Below are 18643 nucleotides of genomic sequence, written 5' to 3' on the forward strand. Positions count from 1 at the left end.
CTGCCATTCTGTAGGGATTAGAAGTACTGCATAGTAATTATTTAAACTGCTGAACTCATAGACACGGTAAGTGTCCAGTATATCGTAACCTCTGACTTCTTTAAGTAAATTATCGGCTAGTATCGTGTCGCATGCCGTAATTGACCATCTGGTAGGTACAAGTTTTCTGTTTTTTTCAATTCCCATTGTTCCAACAGAAAAAGCCTTCTGTATACTTGAAAAAGGAACTCCTTTACTGTGAAGGTCAATTGTGGCTTCAGCAGCCTTAAAATCAGTGTCATAATACACTTTTTCCAGTTGATGATCCCATTTAACACTTTCAATGTCAAATTTTTCAATTAGCGCACTTGGACCATGTGGAGCAGTTTCATCACTAAATGAGAGACCTCGTGGACGGCTGCCAAATTCGGCCTCGCTTTCAATGGATGTTGATGAAAGAGATATTTCCTGTAATTTCTCAACAAAAGAATTATCAAGATCCTGTATGCCTACTGTCTGTTTTCCCCTGACAAGGCTTAATCTATAACCTATTATATCTTCCTGTGTCTTCTGATTTGGAATCCATGACTCGGGCATGTCCATAATAGATGTATCACCCTGTATTGGGGCAATCATTGGTCCTGCATACACTTTAGGATAGTTCCAGCTTCCAATAAAAATAGATGGTGGCGTACTGCCGTCAAGTTCCCTACCAACGTCCACAGATTTAACATTCAAGTTAGCTGTAAGCTTTTTAAGGTAAGCTTCTTTGCCCTTAATCATGTTCATATATATTCACATTCTTTAATAAAAAAGTAATGAGAGCGGATGAAAAGTAATTTTCACTAAACAATGAATTATTTATAGTGGAATTAAAATAAAAAGAACCTATATGTGATTTATAAATAAAAAAGGGATGTTATGAACAACTCTCCAGATGAAATTCTACAAATTATCAATAAAACTATTTCTTTAAGCAGAGGAAATATATTTCAGCTTAGAAAAGATTTTGAGCATTTATATCTTAAATTAAGGTCAGATAAAGAGTTATATGTTAAAAAACGGGTCTTAGGTACAATAGATGGCCTTAAAATCTGTGCTGAAAAAGTTATTGATGGCCATGTGATACTCTTTTTTCATGGAGGAGGTTTCATAACTGGTTCTACAAATGATCATTTAGATTTATGCGGAAAACTATCAGATTTATCAGGTGTTCCTGTCTTAAGTATTGACTATAGACTCGCCCCTGAGCATAAATTTCCTGCAGCAGTTGAAGATTGTCTTATATCTTATTTGTGGCTTCTTAAACAGGGAATTGATTCATCGAAAATTGTTCTTGCAGGAATATCTACTGGTGGAACCCTTGTTTTATCTACACTTTTATCTTTACGCAATAACGGAGTTAAACTTCCTGCAGCTGCTGTTTGCATGTCTCCAGCAGTAGATATGACATTTCAAGGCCAATCAATGATTACAAACCGGGAAAAAGACTGGTTAACGAAAGAAAGTCTTGATAATTTAAGAAAAATTTACTTGAAAGGTGAAGATCCAAAAAACATGCTGGCTTCTCCAATTTATGCTGATTTAAAGGGATTACCTCCAATCATGCTCCAGGCAGGTAGCCATGAGCTTCTTCTAGATGATATAATTAAATTTCATGGAAAATTAAAGGATTCAGATGTTAAAATAACCTTTGAATTATGGAAAGGAATGTTTCATTGTTTCCAGATGTTTTATTCAAATATTCCAGAGGGACAGGAAGCTCTTGAAAATGCTGGAATATATATAAAGAAGATATTATCAATATAATGGATATATCATGCTTTTTTGAGGTTGAAGAAAATCTTTAATTTTCTGAACCCAAATCCATAAAAATTATAGATTTTTGGATGTTAAAAAATGCTGCGCATTTTCTAAAATTCAAAGAATTTGAGGAAGAACATGAAAACTATTCTGTGTTACGGTGATTCTCTAACATGGGGCTATGACCCTGCAACAGGTAATCGAATTGCCATGGATAAAAGATGGACTCAGGTTTTAAAGCACGATTTAGGTAATGAATACATTATTATTGAAGAAGGTTTGAACGGCAGGACAACTGTCTGGGATGATCCTCTACATGGAGGATACAAAAACGGTAAGAAATATCTAATTCCGTGTCTCGCTTCACATCGGCCTATAGATCTTGTAATACTGTTTTTAGGTACAAATGATCTTAAAATGCGATTTTCTCTTTCTGCAGCTGAAATTGCTCAAGGTATTCGTGTTTTAGTAAATATCATTTTAAAAAGCGAGTCAGGACCCGGTGGCGGTGTTCCAAAATTTTTATTAGTTTCACCCCCACATATTAAAGAATTATCTGATTTTACCGAAGAATTTAAAGATGGGAAGCCCAAATCACGTCAATTAAGTTACCATTATAAGCAAGTTGCAGAAGAATATGGCTGTAACTTTTTAGATTCTTCAAAAGTTGTTGTTACCAGTGATATTGATGGAATTCATCTCGATGCTGGAGAACATGTTAAATTAGGGCATGAAATTTCTAAAATTATTGGAAAAATCTTATAATAATAGTTCACAAGGCAGATAACATGAATATAACAAAAAATAAGTTTCCCAATATTAATACAAAAAGACTTTTTTTACGTGAAATTAATCTAAATGATGCTAGAACTCTATTCCACTACTGGTCAGATGACGAAGTAACACAATATTTGAATATAGACTCTTTCATTAATATCGGACAAGCATTAAATATGATCAGGCTATTAAAAAGCCTTTTTCCCCGAAAAGAAGGTATTCGCTGGGTAATTGTGAGAAAAGAGGATAATGCTGTTATTGGAACATGTGGTTTTAATAGCTGGGTAAAAAAGAGTTCTCGTGGAGAGATAGGATACGAATTGGGGCGTACATATTGGGGAAATGGATATGCAAGTGAAGCACTGTCAGAAATCATTAAATATGGATTTAATGTTATGGAATTAAATAGAATTGAAGCTTTCACAGTTCCAGAAGCCGTTCGCTCAATAAATCTACTTAAAAAGTTTGGTTTTAAAAAGGAAGGGATTCTAAGGGAATATGGGTACTGGAATAATCAGTACTGGGACGAAAATATTTATTCTTTGTTAAAAAAGGACTGGGTTTCTCAAAATAAGGCAGATTAAGTGATTATTATGAATTATAAAGTTAGAAAAACAGATGAAGATGGTTACATCGACGTTTTTAATGGAATTAAACGAAAAACACTCGTTTACGGTGATAATACACTATTAACAGAATTTATACTTAAAAAAGGGAAAATTTTACCTATGCATAGCCATCCTGAAGAACAAACAGGTTATCTTGTTTCTGGCCACATAATACTGATTATTGGAGGTAACAGGCATGAAATGAAGCCAGGTGATAGCTGGGCAATTCCAGGGAATACAGAGCATGGGGCTGAAACACTGGAAGACTCCATTGCCATTGAAATTTTTTCTCCAATTAGAGAAGATTATATTCCAAAATAATTATTATTTTACCTCTTCCTCCCAACATAATAAAAACCATTGGATTTATGGCCATTCATAGTATCATAAACAGTATTTTCAAATATTAATTCATTAAAATCTTTTGTTAATTTTAAAATATGTTCTTTAGTATGATGTCTGAAAACAGCCCCCTCTGGAAGTTCAAAAATGCCGTAAGCCCCATATTTATTTTCATATTTTTTATAACGTTTTAGATTTCTTTCATCTTGATTTAATAAATAATCATTGACATATAAAATTCCATCTTCTTTTAGAACTCTGGAGATCTCAGAAATTAGATTTTTCTGCTCTTTATCCTTATAACTGGAAGTTAAGACTGCAAGAAGAATTACAGCATCAAATTCATTATCTGGAAAAGGTATGGTATTTCCATCATTCTTAATTAGGTTTAAATGAGGATGAAGTCTTAATCCTCTGTTTATCATACCTTGTGAATAATCTATACCTGTTAAATTCTTGAATCCTTGATTATAAAGTTCATTTAATGTTCTTCCATAGCCACAACCTACATCCAGGATTTTCATTTCCTTTGAAACATACTTTTTAAACTCTTCCATCTGAAAAGGCGTTGGAAATTCCTTTTCTTCAGCTACTTTATTCCAGTATTCTTTTTGATCGGGAATTTTCATTTATTTTCCTCAAGTTTTAATTAGATTAATATTTTATATCATCAGATATGAGTATTATGAAAAAAGCATTACTTGTAATCGATGTACAGAATGAGTATTTTACTGGTAAATTACCAGTTACCTATCCAGAAAACAGTTTTCAAAATATTCTTAAAGCGATAGATTCAGCAAATAAAATGGAAATTCCTGTAATTTTGGTTCAACATTCGAATCTTGATAAAGAGGCAGCTACTTTTAAAATAGGTACTGATGAACATGATATCCATGAAGGAGTGCTTAAAAGAGATTTTGATAAAATTATAGAGAAAAATTTACCCGGAAGCTTCACAGGAACGGAACTAAAGTCTTTTTTGGATGTAAATAACATAGATACAGTTGTAATTTGCGGATATATGACACAGATGTGCTGTGATACAACATCAAGACAGGCGATGCATCTGGGCTTTAATGTTGAATTTTTAAGTGATGCCACTGGAACACTTGATATATCTAACTCTGCTGGGGAAATAAGTGCTCAAAACTTGCATAAAGCAATTTTAATCACACAAACTATGAGATTCAGCAAAGTTATGAAAACTGACGAATGGATTGGAAAAATAGAACCCTGAAAAAATTGAAATTTTTTGACAGCCTCAAACACTGTCAAAATTCATAGGATTTTGACGTGCTGAATCGAAGTTAGAAAAATACTTTGTATTTTTCTATAAAAAAAATCTTCGATTTTTTAAGATTCGCACACAAAAAATGTTTTGGGCATGAGAAACCATGTTTCTCGGCTGCAAAACTTTCAGTTTTTGCAAGCATGTGAAAATTTCAATTTTTACGGTTACGAAATTAAACATGCAAATCTTCGATTTGCTGCATCGAAATCAAAGATTTCGAATTTTATCACATCATCTTTCATTTTCTCACACAAGAATATGATAGAAAAGAGAAAAATTAGATGAAAATAAATTAAATTAATAATATAAAATTCTTAAGCAAATTCAATTGTACTTGGTGGTTTATCACTAACTGAAAGTGATACATGGGTTACTTCTGGAACTTCCGCCGTAATTCTGGCTGAAATTGTTCTAATCATTTCCCATGGAAGTTCAGGCACATGAGCAGTCATAGCATCCCATGATTCAACCATTCTAAGCACTACAAGATATCCAAAGTCTCTTATATCCCCTTTAACTCCTGTAACTTTAGTATCAGTTAAAACAGCAAAGTACTGCCAGAGTGTAGCGTCCAATCCTTCTTTTTTAACTTCTTCCTCAACTATAGCATTCGCTTTTCTACATATTTCTATTTTTTCCTTAGTTAACTTTCCAACAACCCGTACAGCCAGTCCCGGGCCGGGGAAAGGTTGCCTGTTAACCATTTCATCAGGAAGACCAAGTTCAGAACCTATTATTCTCACTTCATCTTTGTAAAGTTCCCTTATGGGCTCTACAAGCTCTAAAACCAGCCCATGAGGTAATGCAACATTGTGATGAGATTTAATTTTTCCCTCACTTTCTATCCAATCCGGAGCTATTGTGCCTTGAACTAAAAATTTAGCCCCTATTTTTTCTGCTTCTCTTTCAAAGACCCTTATAAAAACTTCACCTATTATTTTACGTTTCTCTTCAGGATCTTCTACACCTTCAAGCTCCTTTAAAAATTCTTCTTTAGCATCAATGCAGTCAAAATTCAACCGTTTTTCAAATGTTTTCTGCACATATTCAGCTTCCCCTTCACGGAGAAGTCCATGATCAACAAATATAGCTATAAGATTATCCCCAATAGCTTCAGAAGTAAGAACTGATGCGACAGAGCTATCAACTCCGCCAGATAAAGCAATAACTGCTTTTTCATCCCCTATTTGTTTTTTAATATTTTCGATTGACTCTTTTATAAAATCAGATGGGTTAAGCATTCTATTTTCACCTAAAAAATTGTATTTTCTTGAACTTTAAATTATTTTTAATATATTTTTAATAAATATGGCAATAAAATATACTCTCAAATTCAAATATCAATTTTAATATTTATAATCTTTTAGTATTCAAAAATTAGGTCTACTTAATCATTCGATCATTTTTTTATAAATTAAAAAACAGAATTAAAATATATGTCGATGATAAGTAAATTCAGAGATATAAACCCTCATACTGCTTTTCTTATCATAGGATTGATTTATGGGATTGGTTTTCTTTTTGCCACCCCTGCATTTCAGGTTCCCGACGAATATGAACATTTTTACCGGGCGATATATGTAAGTGAAGGCCATATAGTTCCTGAGAAATTGGGAGATAAATCAGGAGTATATGTACCTGAAAGTGTTCGAATAACATCTCTAATTGTTTCTGATGAATGGTATTCTTTTATTGAGAATAGGGATAAGATGAACTTAACATCTCTTTTTTATGTTCCATTTAAGAGTAAATACCTGGTTTTTGAAGACATATCACGGATAGCTGTGGTTACATATTCACCTGTCCCTTATATAGTGTCTGGATTTGCCATTAGCCTTGGAAAACTGTTTAATTTATCTCCAATATTCTTAATGTATTTAGGGAGGTTAGCAAACTTACTAGCATGGGTTTTATTAACATACTATGCTATAAAAATCACTCCTGTCCATAAATGGGTTTTCTTTATGATTTCATTTATTCCAGTAACGTTATTTGAGGTCGCTTCTCTTTCAGCAGATAGTTTTATGCTTGGTTTATCTTTTTTAGTTATTGCAGTTTTTTTTAATATTGCACTGGACGATTATAAAAAGAAAATCAATTTAAAGGATATATACATCTTATTTATAATTTTACTGCTTTTAGCATTATCTAAACAGGTTTATTTTATTTTATTGTTCCTGGTATTTCTTATTCCTTTAGAAAAATTTGGTAGCAGGAAAAAAATGATTATTGTAAGCGCATTTTTATTTTCATCTATATTATTGATTACTGGATTATGGAGTTTTCTTGTTAAAGACCTTTATGTCCCTATAGTGCCCCAGATATCCGTTTTAGGTCAGATTTTATATATTTTAGGCGATCCTTTTAGATTTCCTTTTGTTGTATTAAACACATTTCTGCAGCTTGGTCTTTCTTATCAGATTTTGTTTGTAGGTAACTTTGTGCTGGATATTCCCCTCCCGGTTTGGTGGATAGGTATATATCTCTTTACCATACTTCCTGTATCGTTATTAGATAAATGCGATGTCGAAGTAAGATTTAAACATAAATTGATATCTTTTATTATTTTTATTATGACTTCCATACTTTTATGCGCTTTTGTATATTTTTCATGGACTCCTGTAGGGCAGAATACTATTGATGGTATTCAGGGTAGATATTTTATCCCGGTACTGCCCCTGCTGTTTATTTTATTTTATAAATGGAGCTATTTGAAAGACTTTGACAAAAAAATCCCCTCAATTGTTAGAAATAATTTAAATTTAATAATCACGGGCTATGTCTTTATTTATCTGTCAATCACCCTCTTAATTTTCATAATAAGATACCATATTTAATAATTGTAAAAAATTTATTTATTAAGTACCAATCATATGGAGAAATCATATAAAATATTAATAGACATATTCTATAAATATTAAACCCCCACTATATCCTTAAAAAGAGATAAACAATGAATAAATATCTTAAGGTTACAAAATAATGAAATATTTATTATATTTTTATTATATTCATATAATAAGTCAAAACTACAAAAATATACAATTAATGGTCTTCAAAGTAAGTATTATTAATAACTTTTTGACTATTTATTTCATATAAAATGGTTTACTTCTATTGATCATAAAATAGATTATTATAAAATTTTACTTAATGTTCAGTGATTAATTTATTAATTAAAAAGTCTTATATTACATAAGCTAATATAAAGTAAAAAAAGTTATAATTCAATCTATTAAAGAGTTTATGCTTAAATTATGATTCTAAAATCATTAATTGTCAAATAAACATTTTTCTCATCAATCGAAAAAACTTATACACAACAGACCCCATATTATGATAAATAATAATTTTTTTATTACTGGTGAACATATGTCCAACGAAAAAACCATAGATAAATTGATAAAAAATCAAACTGATAAGACCCACATCCAGTTTTTTCGCTATATTTTTGTTGGAGGAGCAGCATTTGTAGTTGATTTTGTGTCACTATATGCATTTACAGACATATTTGGCGTATATTACCTTATTTCTGCTGCATTGGCCTTCATAATAGGTTTAATGGCAAATTATGCATTAAGTGTCACCTGGGTATTCAATAGCCGTACATTAAATAATATGTGGTCTGAATTTACGGTTTTTGCCATAATTGGAGTGGTAGGATTAGGTTTAAATGAAATATTTATCTGGTTATTTACTGATTATGTAGACATGTATTATCTTCTTTCAAAAATCATTGCTGCTGCATTAATCTTATTCTGGAATTTCTCTGCAAGAAAAATTACTTTATTTAGATAAAAATACAATTAATTCAACTAATTTATAATTAATTCATCAGGAAGATCATATGAGTCAAAAAAAAGCAATTATTATTGGTGCAGGACCAGCAGGATTAACCGCTGCCTATGAATTACTTGATAAAACTGATATTAAACCAGTTATTTATGAAATGAGCGGACATATTGGAGGGATTTCGAAAACTGTAAATTATAAAGGCAATAGGATTGATATTGGTGGACACAGGTTTTTTTCTAAATCAGATAGAGTTATGAAATGGTGGCAGAATATCCTGCCACTACAGGGAGCACCAGCAAAAGATGATATCTTACTTGGAAGAAAAATTCCAATTTCTAAAGAATATCTTAAAAGAGAAATAGGCAATAATAAACCAGTTAAAATTAAAGCTCCTGATCCTGAAAAAGAAGACAAAGTAATGCTGAATCGTGGTCGTCTCTCAAGAATATTCTTCCTTAGAAGTTTCTTCGATTATCCTGTTTCACTTAATTTTAACACTTTTTCTAATCTTGGAATGTTGCGAACTGCCAAGATAGGTTTAAGTTATATTAAAACATCCATATCTCCTATTAAAAAGGAAAAATCACTTGAAGACTTTTTTATCAACCGGTTCGGGAAGGAACTTTATTTAACCTTCTTTAAAGATTACACAGAAAAAGTTTGGGGAATTGATTGCTGTGAAATAAATTCTGATTGGGGTGCTCAGAGAATAAAAGGTTTATCCATAACCAAAGCTGTTGTCCATGCAGTTAAAAGTAAATTCTCGAATGATTCATCTATAGAACAAAAAAAGGTTGAAACCAGTCTAATTGAACAATTTATGTATCCTAAATTTGGTCCCGGACAAATGTGGGAAGAAGTTGCTAGGATCATCACTGAAAATGGTGGGGAAATACATTTCAAGAAGGAAGTTGTTGGAATCAAACATAATGGAGAAAATTTAAAGCAGATCAAAGTAAAAGATCATTCAAGTGGAGAAATCAAAACTGTAGAAGGTGATTATTTTTTCTCAACAATGCCTGTAAAAGATCTGATCAATTCCATGAACGATGTTCCTGACGGTATTAAAGAGATTGCAAATGGATTAATGTACCGTGACTTTATTACTGTAGGATTGCTCTTAAATGAACTTAAAATAAAAAATGAAACAAAACAGAAAACCATTAATAATATAGTCCCTGATAACTGGATCTACATACAGGAAAGAGATGTTAAACTGGGTAGACTTCAAATATTTAATAATTGGAGCCCATATCTTGTAAATGATGATAGTAAATCATGGATAGGCCTTGAATACTTCTGTAATGAAGGTGATGAATTATGGAATATGACTGATGATGATTTTGCAAGTTTTGCAATAGAAGAACTTGAAAAAATTGATATTATCGATAAAGACGATGTATTAGACAACGTGGTTATCAGAGTCCCCAAGACATATCCAGCTTATTTCGGAGCTTATGAGAATTTTGATGAAATTAAGAATTATACTGACGCATTTAAAAACCTATTTTTAATAGGAAGAAATGGGATGCACCGATATAATAATATGGACCATTCAATGCTTACTGCAATGACTGCAGTTGAAAATATTATTAATAATGTAAATTCCAAAGATAATCTTTGGCTTATAAACGCTGAAGAAGAATATCACGAAGAAAAATAAATTAATCAGTGATCACATGAAATTTAAACTAATTTGTATTTTCCTATTATTTTTAATCACATTTTTTGTATTTCAATATACCCTCGAATTAAGAGAACCTTGGAGAGTAGATGGACTCAGTAATGAAGATCATCAATGGCTTACAGCAAGTACAGTAAAATACAGTAAAAATTGGTACATAGAAGATCCTATAAGCCTTAAATTTGCCATGCTGGATAATCCAAAATCTATAGAATTCAACACATTATCCAGCAGGAAACCATACACATCATATCCCCCAGGAACAATTATTCCCATATATATAATCAGTGAAATAAAAGGTTCTGAACCTACACCTTTGCTAGTAATGGATTACAACCTATTAAATCATTTTTTAATAGCATTTTTACTGTCTCTAATAGTATTTTTCACTTTTTTAAGGCTTAAATTAGATTTAATCAGCGCATTCATATTTTCTACCATTCCAATATTGCTGGAGTTACTATTACCTGGTCCTCTTTATTGGCATCAAAATGTATTTTTCGCAGATCAGGCTGTCATTTTACCATTTGTGAGTTTTATATTTCTTGAAATAATTATATCAAGTTATACAAAAAGTAAGGAAATTTTAACTGCTTTAAGTATTTTTCAGTCCATAATAATGTTTTATGGAATTTTAACAGATTGGTTTTTCATTTTTATAGCATTTGTAGTGTACTTAAAACGTATCTTTAATAGAGAAATGATTGATGAAATAAATATCTATAGTTTTTTAAAAGAAAGCTTAAAATACTGGCTTCCTGCTATTCTATCACTATCTTTATTTATTATGCAATTGTTATATTTAGGAACTATAAATCAAACAATAGATAAGGGTTTACTTAGGACTGGCGGCTCACGTATAACTGATTTCGTCAGTAAACTGCAAAGCCATCTTTTCAATGATTATGGGGCAATGCTCACCGGCATTCTTCTTATTTCCCTAATAATATGTAGCATAATAGCTCTTTTCATGATATTAAGATATCTTAGAAATAAAAAAATATATGAAGACATCAATAATACTTTGTATATAATTGGAATATTGGCCATACCCTGTTTTTTGCAAATATTAACATTTAAAGATCACACTTTTTTCCATGAATTTTCAGTACTTAAATTTTCTGTTCTTTATGCGACAATTCCCTTTGTTTTTACTCCACTTTTACTGTATTTAGTTTTTAAACATTCTAAATTCATTAATAATAATCTAAAAGGACGTAAAATAAGTGGTTTGTTAATTCTATCTTTATTATGTTTAACTATGGTTAGTGGTTTAGTAGTTTATGAAAATCCTGATAAAACAAACCTTTTTCCAGATGTAAATGATAATATTAAACTTTTAGGGAATTCTATTAATAAGAATGTAGGTTATAATGACATAGTATTTTCTCCAGACTTTGAAGTACGCATGAATCCGCCCCAAATTATTTCATATTCAATGAAAAGAGTTTATAAAGTAAATTCAACCGATGAAATAAAAGAGAAAATAAAAAACATTGAAGGCGATTATAGAGTGGTTATTTTATTTTTAAATAAAACCAGAAATTGGGAAATTCTTGATAATGCAACTTTAATAAAGGACAATAATTATTATTACTACATAATCAGTCCAAAGAGCTTAAAATAGATTTTATATATTCTATGCTCCTTGTAGTTGAAAATATATAACCATTTTAAGGATATTTATGATTTATTTAAGCCATTTTATTTATTCAAATTTTTGAATACGTTTTACACACTCCATAGAAGTTTTCAAATACTTTAGGGCCATTTTCTGTATGGTAGACCTCTGGATGGAATTGTATACCGTAAATTGGCTTATTTTCATGTTTCATGGCTTCAATATCACAAATTTCAGAGTTTGCCAGTATTTTAAAGTTTTCTGGGAGTTTTCTGACTTCATCTTTATGTGAAGCCCAAACTTTCATCCTGTTTCCAAGCCCTTTGAAAATATCGTTCTCATCTATTATGTTTAAATCTATTTTTGCATAGCTTTCAATCCCCGCTGCACCAGTTTCGCCACCATAAGCCTCTGCAATTATTTGATGGCCAAGGCAGATGCCCAGAATAGGATAATCTAATTCAGTTACATATTTAAAGCAGTTTCCAGCCCTTTCAATAGAAGGACCGCCCCCAAGAACCAAGCCCATAGGTTCTTTTTCATTTATTTTTTCAATAGATGTTGAATTAGGTATTATCTCTGAAGGAATTTTTAAATAGTGTAGGGTTCTGTGAATTCGGTGATTGTACTGCCCATAATTGTTTACAACAAGTATTTTCATAATATATCCTCTGATTAATCTTTTTTTGATAATTTACGTTATTATTAACAGAAATGTATAAATATATTAAATTATAATTTTTATATATGGAACTTAAAGATATTGTATATATAATAATAGCTATTATACTAGCAGTGATTCTATTTAATATAATCTGGTGGTTACTACCAATAATCATTGTACTTGTCATAGCCTATGTTATATACATATATTTAAAGAATAGGGACACATACTAAAATATTTTTTTAAATTTTTAGACTTTAATTATTTTTAAATAATTTATAAACCCACTGATAGATACTACAGGTGAAATAATGCAAGATCTCACTTCTCTTGGAATGGAAAATGGATTACTGTACGAAACTATTATAACCACCAATAATGATGTAGGTGAGCCCAATGCTGCACCCATAGGGGTTATTTGTAAAAATAAAATGGAAATTGTATTATACTTGTATGAAGGGACCCATACACTTCAAAATATAAAATTAAACTCACATTTTGTGGTTAATATCACAAAAAATCCTCTCATTTTTGTTGATAGCACTATAGGAGATTTATCTTCACATTACTTTGAAAAATATAATGATAGTTATTATATTAAAAGCGCTGATTCCTTTTTTACTGCAACTGTAAAAAGCATTAAAGAAGTGGAAAAAAAAGATAAAATAGGTAAATCACGGTTATATATTATAAAAGCTGATGTAAAGGATGTAATTATTAAAGAAAAGAATTTCGAACCATTAAACAGGGCTATTTTTGCCATAATAGAATCTCTAGTATATATTTCAAGGATAGAACTGGTAGATGAAACCACTGCACAGTTTTATTCTGATAGGATTAAGGAAATGTCCAGACTTGTAAATCGTGTTGGAGGAACAGACCATAAAGAATCTATGAATCGAATTTTAAAGTATTTAGAAAATAGATAAGTTATTATTTATGGTTTAAAATCCCTGAATGTAATTTTAAATGTGGTACCGTTATTAATTTCAAGTTCAATAATGCCGTCAAGCTGCCTTACCAAAGTATTAACCAGCTGTAGTCCAGGAGTTTCGGCATATATGTAATTTAATTCTTCTGAAAGACCAATACCATCGTCACTAACTGTTAATTCAAAATTATCATGATTTAAAGAGAGTGTGACATTTATTTCTCCATGAACTTTATTTTTAAATGCATGTTTCAATGAGTTTGAAATCAGCTCATTTAAGATTAAACCCGATGGAATCGCTGTGTCAATATCAAGTAAGATTCCATTTATTCCAATATTCACTTTAATAAGATCTGGATCAATTGCATAAGATTTAAAGAGATATTTGACCAGTTCATCTGTATATCTGGCAAAATCAATAACTGCAAAATCTTCAGATTTTGAGAGTGTTTCATGGATCAGTGCTATTGCTTTTACGCGATTCTGGCTTTCCTGATATATTTCAATTGGTTCTTTGTCAGTAAGCGTATATTCCATCCCGATTAAATTTGAAACAGTAATTAAATTATTTTCGACGCGGTGGTGGATTTCTTCAAGAAGTATCTTTTTCTCATTAAGTGATGCTCTAATTTCTTCTTCAGCCTTTTTACGTGCCTTTATTTCTCTTTTTAGTTTCTCATTTGATTTTTGGAGCTCGTTTGTACGTTCTTTAACCAGTTCCTCTAGATGTTCCTGATATTTTTTCAGTTCAATCTCAATCTGCTTACGTTCAATTGCATAGGATATAGAACGTGTGAGAAGATCACTATCTACCTTTCCTTTAGTTAAATAATCCTGTGCATCTTCCTTGACTGCTTCAACCGCAGTATATTCATCATCAAATGCTGTTAATATTATTATAGGGACATTTGGTGCTTTTTCATTTGCTTTCTGAAATGTATCAAGTCCCTGACTATCCGGCAAGTTTAAATCAAGTAATAATACGTCTATTTCATTTTCTTCAAGATATTTAAGCCCTTCATCAAGATAATGGGCATCATATAATTTAAAAGTAGTATTCAATGATTCTTTTAACATTTCTTTTATTAGTACTATATCTGCAAGATTGTCTTCAATTAAAAGAACCTTAATAATTTTACCATCCATTCTATCATCCATATACACTTATTTTATAATAGAAAGTTATTTAATAGTATTAATTTACAATTATGACTACTTTTTGCGCTTTTATTATTATATAAAATTTTATTTAGTTTTTATTTAAAAATTTAACCTATTTTAGCCCATTTATAAATGAAAATACTTATTTTTATTCAATCAATCATTAAGTTGATTAATTACTTAAAATAATGGATTTAAAACAAAATAGAAAAATATTTATTTAATAAGATGGACACTTTGTAATATTTTTTTGAATTTAAAGTAATTGGAGAATAACAATCCCAATTTATAAGTTATTACTTCTATAAAATTCCTTTCGCCTTGCTTCTAATAAATAAGGTTCTCTGTTAATAATCTCTGATGCAACCAATATTTTACCGCCAGATTCCTCTTTCACCGATTTTATAAAATCAAAACATCTGAGATCCCTTAAAAGATGATGATCCACAACGACTTCCGGTATTTTATTTGATATTTCAATCAGATTTTTTCTTGCATTCTCTATTTGAGCTTTTTCAATGGCAAACCCCTGAAGATAAATAGGTGGGCCACTTAATATCAAAATATCTGGCTTTTCATCAAGAATGGCCTGTTTAGCTTCTTCTGAAATAGGTCCCTGAACATCAGAGGCGTGCATCAAGCTCTTTCCATCCCATTTGATGGTTAGAGTTACTACATAGCCCAATTTGCTTCCTTCCCCACCATGTGAGAGCGGATTTGAAAATTTAAGCATCGTATCTCCTATTTCAAACGAATTACCATCAGCATAAGACACTTCACAGTTTAAATTTTCTAAATTCTTTAAGAAGTCACTAGCTCGTTTCTGCTGACTTTTATTAACTTGAGAAGTGGGATGTTTTATAAACAGTTTTTTATCTTGATATAGCTTTTCTGCAGCCTTAGGAGATGAATCAAGAAACTTTCCAAGCTCAAATGGAGTATAATGATCATGATGATAATGACTGATGGTAATAATATCTGCAATTTCTCCATATTCCATTATTCTATTTCTTGTTTGATATAGTGCATCAAATTCGTTTTTCCATGGCGGATAGCCAAATCTTTTAGGGGCAATAGATGTTCCAGGGTCAATTAGGATTTTTTGATCAGTTTCGACGTATGTGGACATGGATCTTACGCCCATACTTTCAAAAGCAAGAGGTATTATTTTCATTTTGTCACCATAATCTAAAATATAATCATTATTTCATTACATCAACAAATTCAAACTTTTCAACGTCAAATAATCCCATATCACTGATTTTGAGCTTTGGAACCACCAGAAGAGCCATGAATGACATGGTCATGAAAGGTGAATCGAGTTTACATCCCATTTCCTTTAAGACATCATGTAATTTTTTAAGTTTGTTTGCAACTTCTTCAGCAGTTCCTGTACTCATAAGCCCTCCTATTGGTAGATTCAATGAATAATATTTGCCTTTTGATACTGCAACAAGCCCTCCTTTGTTTTGAACAAGTTTATTAACAGCGTCTGCCATATCCTCACTATTTGTTCCAGCTACAATTATGTTATGGGAATCATGAGCAACACTTGAAGCTATTGATCCTTCTTGAAGCCCAAAGCCGTTAATAAATGCATTAGTCATTCTATTATAACCATATCTTTCAAGAACAGCTATTTTTAGAATATCGTTTTCTATGTCTGGCTCTATATTACCATTTACAACTGGTAATATTGCTTCAGATTCTTCTGTAAGTAGCTGTCCTTCTATAGTCCTTATTACTCTTACTATTTCTTCTTTTTTGCCCGATGTGATTTCAAAATCTTCTGGTTTTTTATAATTCAATTTAAATGTGCTTTGAAGTTTTAATGGTTCAATTGAAAATAGAGGTTTACCATTGCTTGCCACTCTACTTCCACCAATGAAAACTTCTTTTACATTGAAATTTTTAAGATCATCAACAACAACTATGTCTGCAGCTTTTCCCGGAGCAATTAACCCTCTATTCAAATTATAATGAGTTGCTGGATTAAGGGTTACCATTTTAATTGCTTCAATTTCATCTAAACCTAACTCAACTGCTTCTTTTAGCATTAAATTAACATGTCCCTTCAGGAGATCTTCTGGATGTTTATCATCTGAAATGATGAAATCTCCACCAGCATCAATTAGGTTCTCTAAGTTCCTGGCAGATGAACCCTGCCTGAGCATTACCTTCATTCCAAGCTTTCTTTTCTCTTTTACTTCCTCAGGAATTGTGCATTCATGATCAGTTGATATTCCAACTCTTATATATTTACAAAGGTCTTTTCCGCTTAAAAGGGGTGCATGGCCATCAACTGGCTTTTTATGTTTTCTGGCTGCTTCAATTTTAGCCATGACTTCTGGATCATCACCTAAAACTCCTGGAAAATTCATCATTTCCCCCAAAGCAACTATTTCATCCATATCAAGCAGCATATCTATTTCTTTTGCACTGATTACTGCTCCTGAAGTTTCAAAAGGTGTTGCAGGAACACAAGAGGGGGCTGTGAAAAAAACATTCAATGGAACACTGACGGCATCTTTAATCATGTATTCTATTCCGCGGGTTCCCACAACATTTGCAATTTCATGGGGATCAGATACAACAGAAGTTGTTCCGTGAGGCACAACAGTTTCAGCAAATCTTGAAGGAGTAATCATTGAACTTTCGATATGTATATGTGCATCTATAAATCCCGGTAAAATATACTGGTTGAATTTACCTTCAACTGGCTTCACGCATTCTATCACATTGTTCTTAATTATTATTTCTGCTGGATAGATCTCTCCAGTAAATACATCAACTAAATTGCCTCTGATCATGATAATTACCCCATTTTTGAATGAATAAATTAGTTATAATCTCAGCATCTTATATTTTCTCCGCATATAACCCAAAGCAACTGGATAAATCAATCTGTAAATAAAATTAGAATTATGGAAATAATTGAGAAATTTTAAAGGATCCTTTGCCCCATGAATCCTGTTTACTATGAATGAATAATCCATAAAGTCCAATCTCTCCCATAAATAACGGTTAACAAGACTTACCTTTAATTTTTCCCTGAAATTCTCCTCTGCAGTTTTTTTATAATCTTCTCCATTAATTATATCTCTTGCAGCAAGATATCCGGAAGTTACAGCATATTTTATTCCAAATCCCCAGAGAAAATCCTGTAATCCAGCAGCTTCACCAACATATAAACTTTTTCCCCTCTTAAAGACATTATTATTGGAAAAACAGCCTATACCTCCCATTTTTCCCACTTCTTTTAGGTTCAAATCAAATTTATTATTAAAAATCCTCTTTGTTTTTTCAAAATATGAATTTGCATTCCTGAAATCGCCGAATAGAACAGTGACCATGCAACCCTGCCCATCAGCAATTAAAAGATACGAATAACCATTCCTTGCAGAAGTATAATTAACAAGCCCCACTGCAAGGTTTTCATGAGAAGTTTCAAAAGTAATCCCCTTTGCCACAGCGCAAATTTCACTTTTTATTGGCCCCGTTGCAACGATATCTGCTTCATTTTCAGGAATTGTTTCCCTAAAGCTAATATTTACCCCTAAATCCATAGCCTGATTTTTTAATGCTTCATCTAAAGTTCCCTCTTTTGATCCTCTCTTTACAAGATAAAATGCAGGTCGGTTACATTTAAAATCCCATATTTTGGATCCATTGGAAATTTTAAGCTCTAAAAAAGAATTATAATTAAAATTAGCATCAATATTCATACTTTTAAATAATTCAAGCGTATCTTTCCTATCAGACCAATTTTCAAGTCCTTGAAAGTCTCTGTGAAATCTTGAACCTACATCAGCATTCTTTTCAAAAATATCTACATTATAACCTGCTTTGGCAAGATTTATGGCTGCAGATAGACCTGCTGGACCTGCACCTAAAATTTTAACTTTATCCATATGATAATAATATTATTATTACAAATTAATAAATTTTAGCTAAATGTTAAAAAGAAGATTTAAAAACTGTATTTGT

The 18643-nt window shown here is 31.4% G+C and carries 18 protein-coding genes; 10 read left to right on the top strand and 8 right to left on the bottom strand.

The annotated features are described in order from the left end of the window. A partial coding sequence (locus QMD61_08625) for a hypothetical protein (protein MDI6724691.1) occupies positions 1 to 762 on the bottom strand: 762 nt, incomplete at its 3' end. 138 nt (positions 763 to 900) lie between these two features. Between QMD61_08625 and QMD61_08630 the strand changes: the two genes are divergently transcribed. From QMD61_08630 to QMD61_08645, 4 genes are all read left to right on the top strand, one after another. After that, on the top strand, positions 901 to 1788 hold the full coding sequence (locus tag QMD61_08630) for an alpha/beta hydrolase (GenBank protein MDI6724692.1): 888 nt from the start codon (positions 901 to 903) through the stop codon (positions 1786 to 1788). A gap of 132 nt (positions 1789 to 1920) precedes the next feature. Further along, complete coding sequence (locus QMD61_08635; GenBank protein ID MDI6724693.1) at positions 1921 to 2547, top strand: SGNH/GDSL hydrolase family protein; 627 nt, start codon at positions 1921 to 1923, stop codon at positions 2545 to 2547. A 23-nt stretch (positions 2548 to 2570) separates the two neighbouring features. Beyond that, the gene (locus QMD61_08640; protein MDI6724694.1) at positions 2571 to 3143 is read left to right on the top strand and encodes a GNAT family protein; all 573 of its coding nucleotides are present in this window, start codon (positions 2571 to 2573) and stop codon (positions 3141 to 3143) included. A gap of 9 nt (positions 3144 to 3152) precedes the next feature. Continuing rightward, positions 3153 to 3488, top strand: coding sequence for a cupin domain-containing protein (locus QMD61_08645; GenBank protein MDI6724695.1), 336 nt, complete (start codon positions 3153 to 3155; stop codon positions 3486 to 3488). A gap of 8 nt (positions 3489 to 3496) precedes the next feature. Here QMD61_08645 and QMD61_08650 read toward each other — a convergent pair whose 3' ends face one another. Next, the gene (locus tag QMD61_08650; protein ID MDI6724696.1) at positions 3497 to 4138 is read right to left on the bottom strand and encodes a methyltransferase domain-containing protein; all 642 of its coding nucleotides are present in this window, start codon (positions 4136 to 4138) and stop codon (positions 3497 to 3499) included. A gap of 56 nt (positions 4139 to 4194) precedes the next feature. Between QMD61_08650 and QMD61_08655 the strand changes: the two genes are divergently transcribed. After that, positions 4195 to 4746, top strand: a complete 552-nt coding sequence (locus tag QMD61_08655; GenBank protein MDI6724697.1) for a cysteine hydrolase family protein — start codon at positions 4195 to 4197, stop codon at positions 4744 to 4746. 368 nt (positions 4747 to 5114) lie between these two features. On the opposite strand, the gene guaA is transcribed toward QMD61_08655, so the two are convergent. Continuing rightward, positions 5115 to 6041: a glutamine-hydrolyzing GMP synthase gene (gene guaA / locus QMD61_08660; protein ID MDI6724698.1), complete on the bottom strand. Its 927-nt coding sequence runs from the start codon at positions 6039 to 6041 to the stop codon at positions 5115 to 5117. Positions 6042 to 6236: 195 nt separating this feature from the next. Between guaA and QMD61_08665 the strand changes: the two genes are divergently transcribed. The 4 genes from QMD61_08665 to QMD61_08680 all read left to right on the top strand — a co-directional run bounded on the left by QMD61_08665 (position 6237) and on the right by QMD61_08680 (position 11906). Beyond that, the gene (locus QMD61_08665) at positions 6237 to 7637 is read left to right on the top strand and encodes a DUF2142 domain-containing protein (protein MDI6724699.1); all 1401 of its coding nucleotides are present in this window, start codon (positions 6237 to 6239) and stop codon (positions 7635 to 7637) included. Positions 7638 to 8172: 535 nt separating this feature from the next. Beyond that, the gene (locus tag QMD61_08670; GenBank protein MDI6724700.1) at positions 8173 to 8598 is read left to right on the top strand and encodes a GtrA family protein; all 426 of its coding nucleotides are present in this window, start codon (positions 8173 to 8175) and stop codon (positions 8596 to 8598) included. Positions 8599 to 8647: 49 nt separating this feature from the next. Beyond that, positions 8648 to 10258, top strand: coding sequence for an NAD(P)/FAD-dependent oxidoreductase (locus QMD61_08675; GenBank protein MDI6724701.1), 1611 nt, complete (start codon positions 8648 to 8650; stop codon positions 10256 to 10258). A gap of 16 nt (positions 10259 to 10274) precedes the next feature. Then, positions 10275 to 11906, top strand: coding sequence for a hypothetical protein (locus tag QMD61_08680; GenBank protein ID MDI6724702.1), 1632 nt, complete (start codon positions 10275 to 10277; stop codon positions 11904 to 11906). A gap of 85 nt (positions 11907 to 11991) precedes the next feature. On the opposite strand, the gene QMD61_08685 is transcribed toward QMD61_08680, so the two are convergent. Further along, a complete protein-coding gene (locus QMD61_08685; GenBank protein MDI6724703.1) occupies positions 11992 to 12561 on the bottom strand; it encodes a GMP synthase subunit A in 570 nt (189 codons plus the stop codon). Positions 12562 to 12875: 314 nt separating this feature from the next. On the opposite strand from QMD61_08685, the gene QMD61_08690 reads away from it, so the two are divergent. Continuing rightward, complete coding sequence (locus QMD61_08690) at positions 12876 to 13493, top strand: DUF447 family protein (GenBank protein ID MDI6724704.1); 618 nt, start codon at positions 12876 to 12878, stop codon at positions 13491 to 13493. Positions 13494 to 13501: 8 nt separating this feature from the next. On the opposite strand, the gene QMD61_08695 is transcribed toward QMD61_08690, so the two are convergent. From QMD61_08695 to QMD61_08710, 4 genes are all read right to left on the bottom strand, one after another. Continuing rightward, positions 13502 to 14641: a histidine kinase dimerization/phosphoacceptor domain -containing protein gene (locus tag QMD61_08695; protein MDI6724705.1), complete on the bottom strand. Its 1140-nt coding sequence runs from the start codon at positions 14639 to 14641 to the stop codon at positions 13502 to 13504. 301 nt (positions 14642 to 14942) lie between these two features. Further along, positions 14943 to 15830 (bottom strand): MBL fold metallo-hydrolase, encoded by an 888-nt coding sequence (locus QMD61_08700; GenBank protein MDI6724706.1) that lies wholly within the window; start codon positions 15828 to 15830, stop codon positions 14943 to 14945. A 28-nt stretch (positions 15831 to 15858) separates the two neighbouring features. Then, the gene (ade, locus tag QMD61_08705; protein ID MDI6724707.1) at positions 15859 to 17466 is read right to left on the bottom strand and encodes an adenine deaminase; all 1608 of its coding nucleotides are present in this window, start codon (positions 17464 to 17466) and stop codon (positions 15859 to 15861) included. A gap of 33 nt (positions 17467 to 17499) precedes the next feature. Then, positions 17500 to 18567, bottom strand: coding sequence for an NAD(P)/FAD-dependent oxidoreductase (locus tag QMD61_08710; protein ID MDI6724708.1), 1068 nt, complete (start codon positions 18565 to 18567; stop codon positions 17500 to 17502). Between the last annotated feature and the right edge of the window lie 76 nt (positions 18568 to 18643).

It is taken from the genome of Methanobacterium sp. (assembly GCA_030017655.1).
GTDB lineage: Archaea > Methanobacteriota > Methanobacteria > Methanobacteriales > Methanobacteriaceae > Methanobacterium_D.

What these genes read in the sequence shown, in the direction of transcription:
- QMD61_08630 (MDI6724692.1), top strand. Translation starts at nt 901, where the DNA reads ATGAACAACTCTCCAGATGAAATTCTACAAATTATCAATAAAACTATT.
- QMD61_08635 (MDI6724693.1), top strand. Translation starts at nt 1,921, where the DNA reads ATGAAAACTATTCTGTGTTACGGTGATTCTCTAACATGGGGCTATGAC.
- QMD61_08640 (MDI6724694.1), top strand. Translation starts at nt 2,571, where the DNA reads ATGAATATAACAAAAAATAAGTTTCCCAATATTAATACAAAAAGACTT.
- QMD61_08645 (MDI6724695.1), top strand. Translation starts at nt 3,153, where the DNA reads ATGAATTATAAAGTTAGAAAAACAGATGAAGATGGTTACATCGACGTT.
- QMD61_08650 (MDI6724696.1), bottom strand. Translation starts at nt 4,138, where the DNA reads ATGAAAATTCCCGATCAAAAAGAATACTGGAATAAAGTAGCTGAAGAA.
- QMD61_08655 (MDI6724697.1), top strand. Translation starts at nt 4,195, where the DNA reads ATGAAAAAAGCATTACTTGTAATCGATGTACAGAATGAGTATTTTACT.
- guaA (MDI6724698.1), bottom strand. Translation starts at nt 6,041, where the DNA reads ATGCTTAACCCATCTGATTTTATAAAAGAGTCAATCGAAAATATTAAA.
- QMD61_08665 (MDI6724699.1), top strand. Translation starts at nt 6,237, where the DNA reads ATGTCGATGATAAGTAAATTCAGAGATATAAACCCTCATACTGCTTTT.
- QMD61_08670 (MDI6724700.1), top strand. Translation starts at nt 8,173, where the DNA reads ATGTCCAACGAAAAAACCATAGATAAATTGATAAAAAATCAAACTGAT.
- QMD61_08675 (MDI6724701.1), top strand. Translation starts at nt 8,648, where the DNA reads ATGAGTCAAAAAAAAGCAATTATTATTGGTGCAGGACCAGCAGGATTA.
- QMD61_08680 (MDI6724702.1), top strand. Translation starts at nt 10,275, where the DNA reads ATGAAATTTAAACTAATTTGTATTTTCCTATTATTTTTAATCACATTT.
- QMD61_08685 (MDI6724703.1), bottom strand. Translation starts at nt 12,561, where the DNA reads ATGAAAATACTTGTTGTAAACAATTATGGGCAGTACAATCACCGAATT.
- QMD61_08690 (MDI6724704.1), top strand. Translation starts at nt 12,876, where the DNA reads ATGCAAGATCTCACTTCTCTTGGAATGGAAAATGGATTACTGTACGAA.
- QMD61_08695 (MDI6724705.1), bottom strand. Translation starts at nt 14,641, where the DNA reads ATGGATGGTAAAATTATTAAGGTTCTTTTAATTGAAGACAATCTTGCA.
- QMD61_08700 (MDI6724706.1), bottom strand. Translation starts at nt 15,830, where the DNA reads ATGAAAATAATACCTCTTGCTTTTGAAAGTATGGGCGTAAGATCCATG.
- ade (MDI6724707.1), bottom strand. Translation starts at nt 17,466, where the DNA reads ATGATCAGAGGCAATTTAGTTGATGTATTTACTGGAGAGATCTATCCA.
- QMD61_08710 (MDI6724708.1), bottom strand. Translation starts at nt 18,567, where the DNA reads ATGGATAAAGTTAAAATTTTAGGTGCAGGTCCAGCAGGTCTATCTGCA.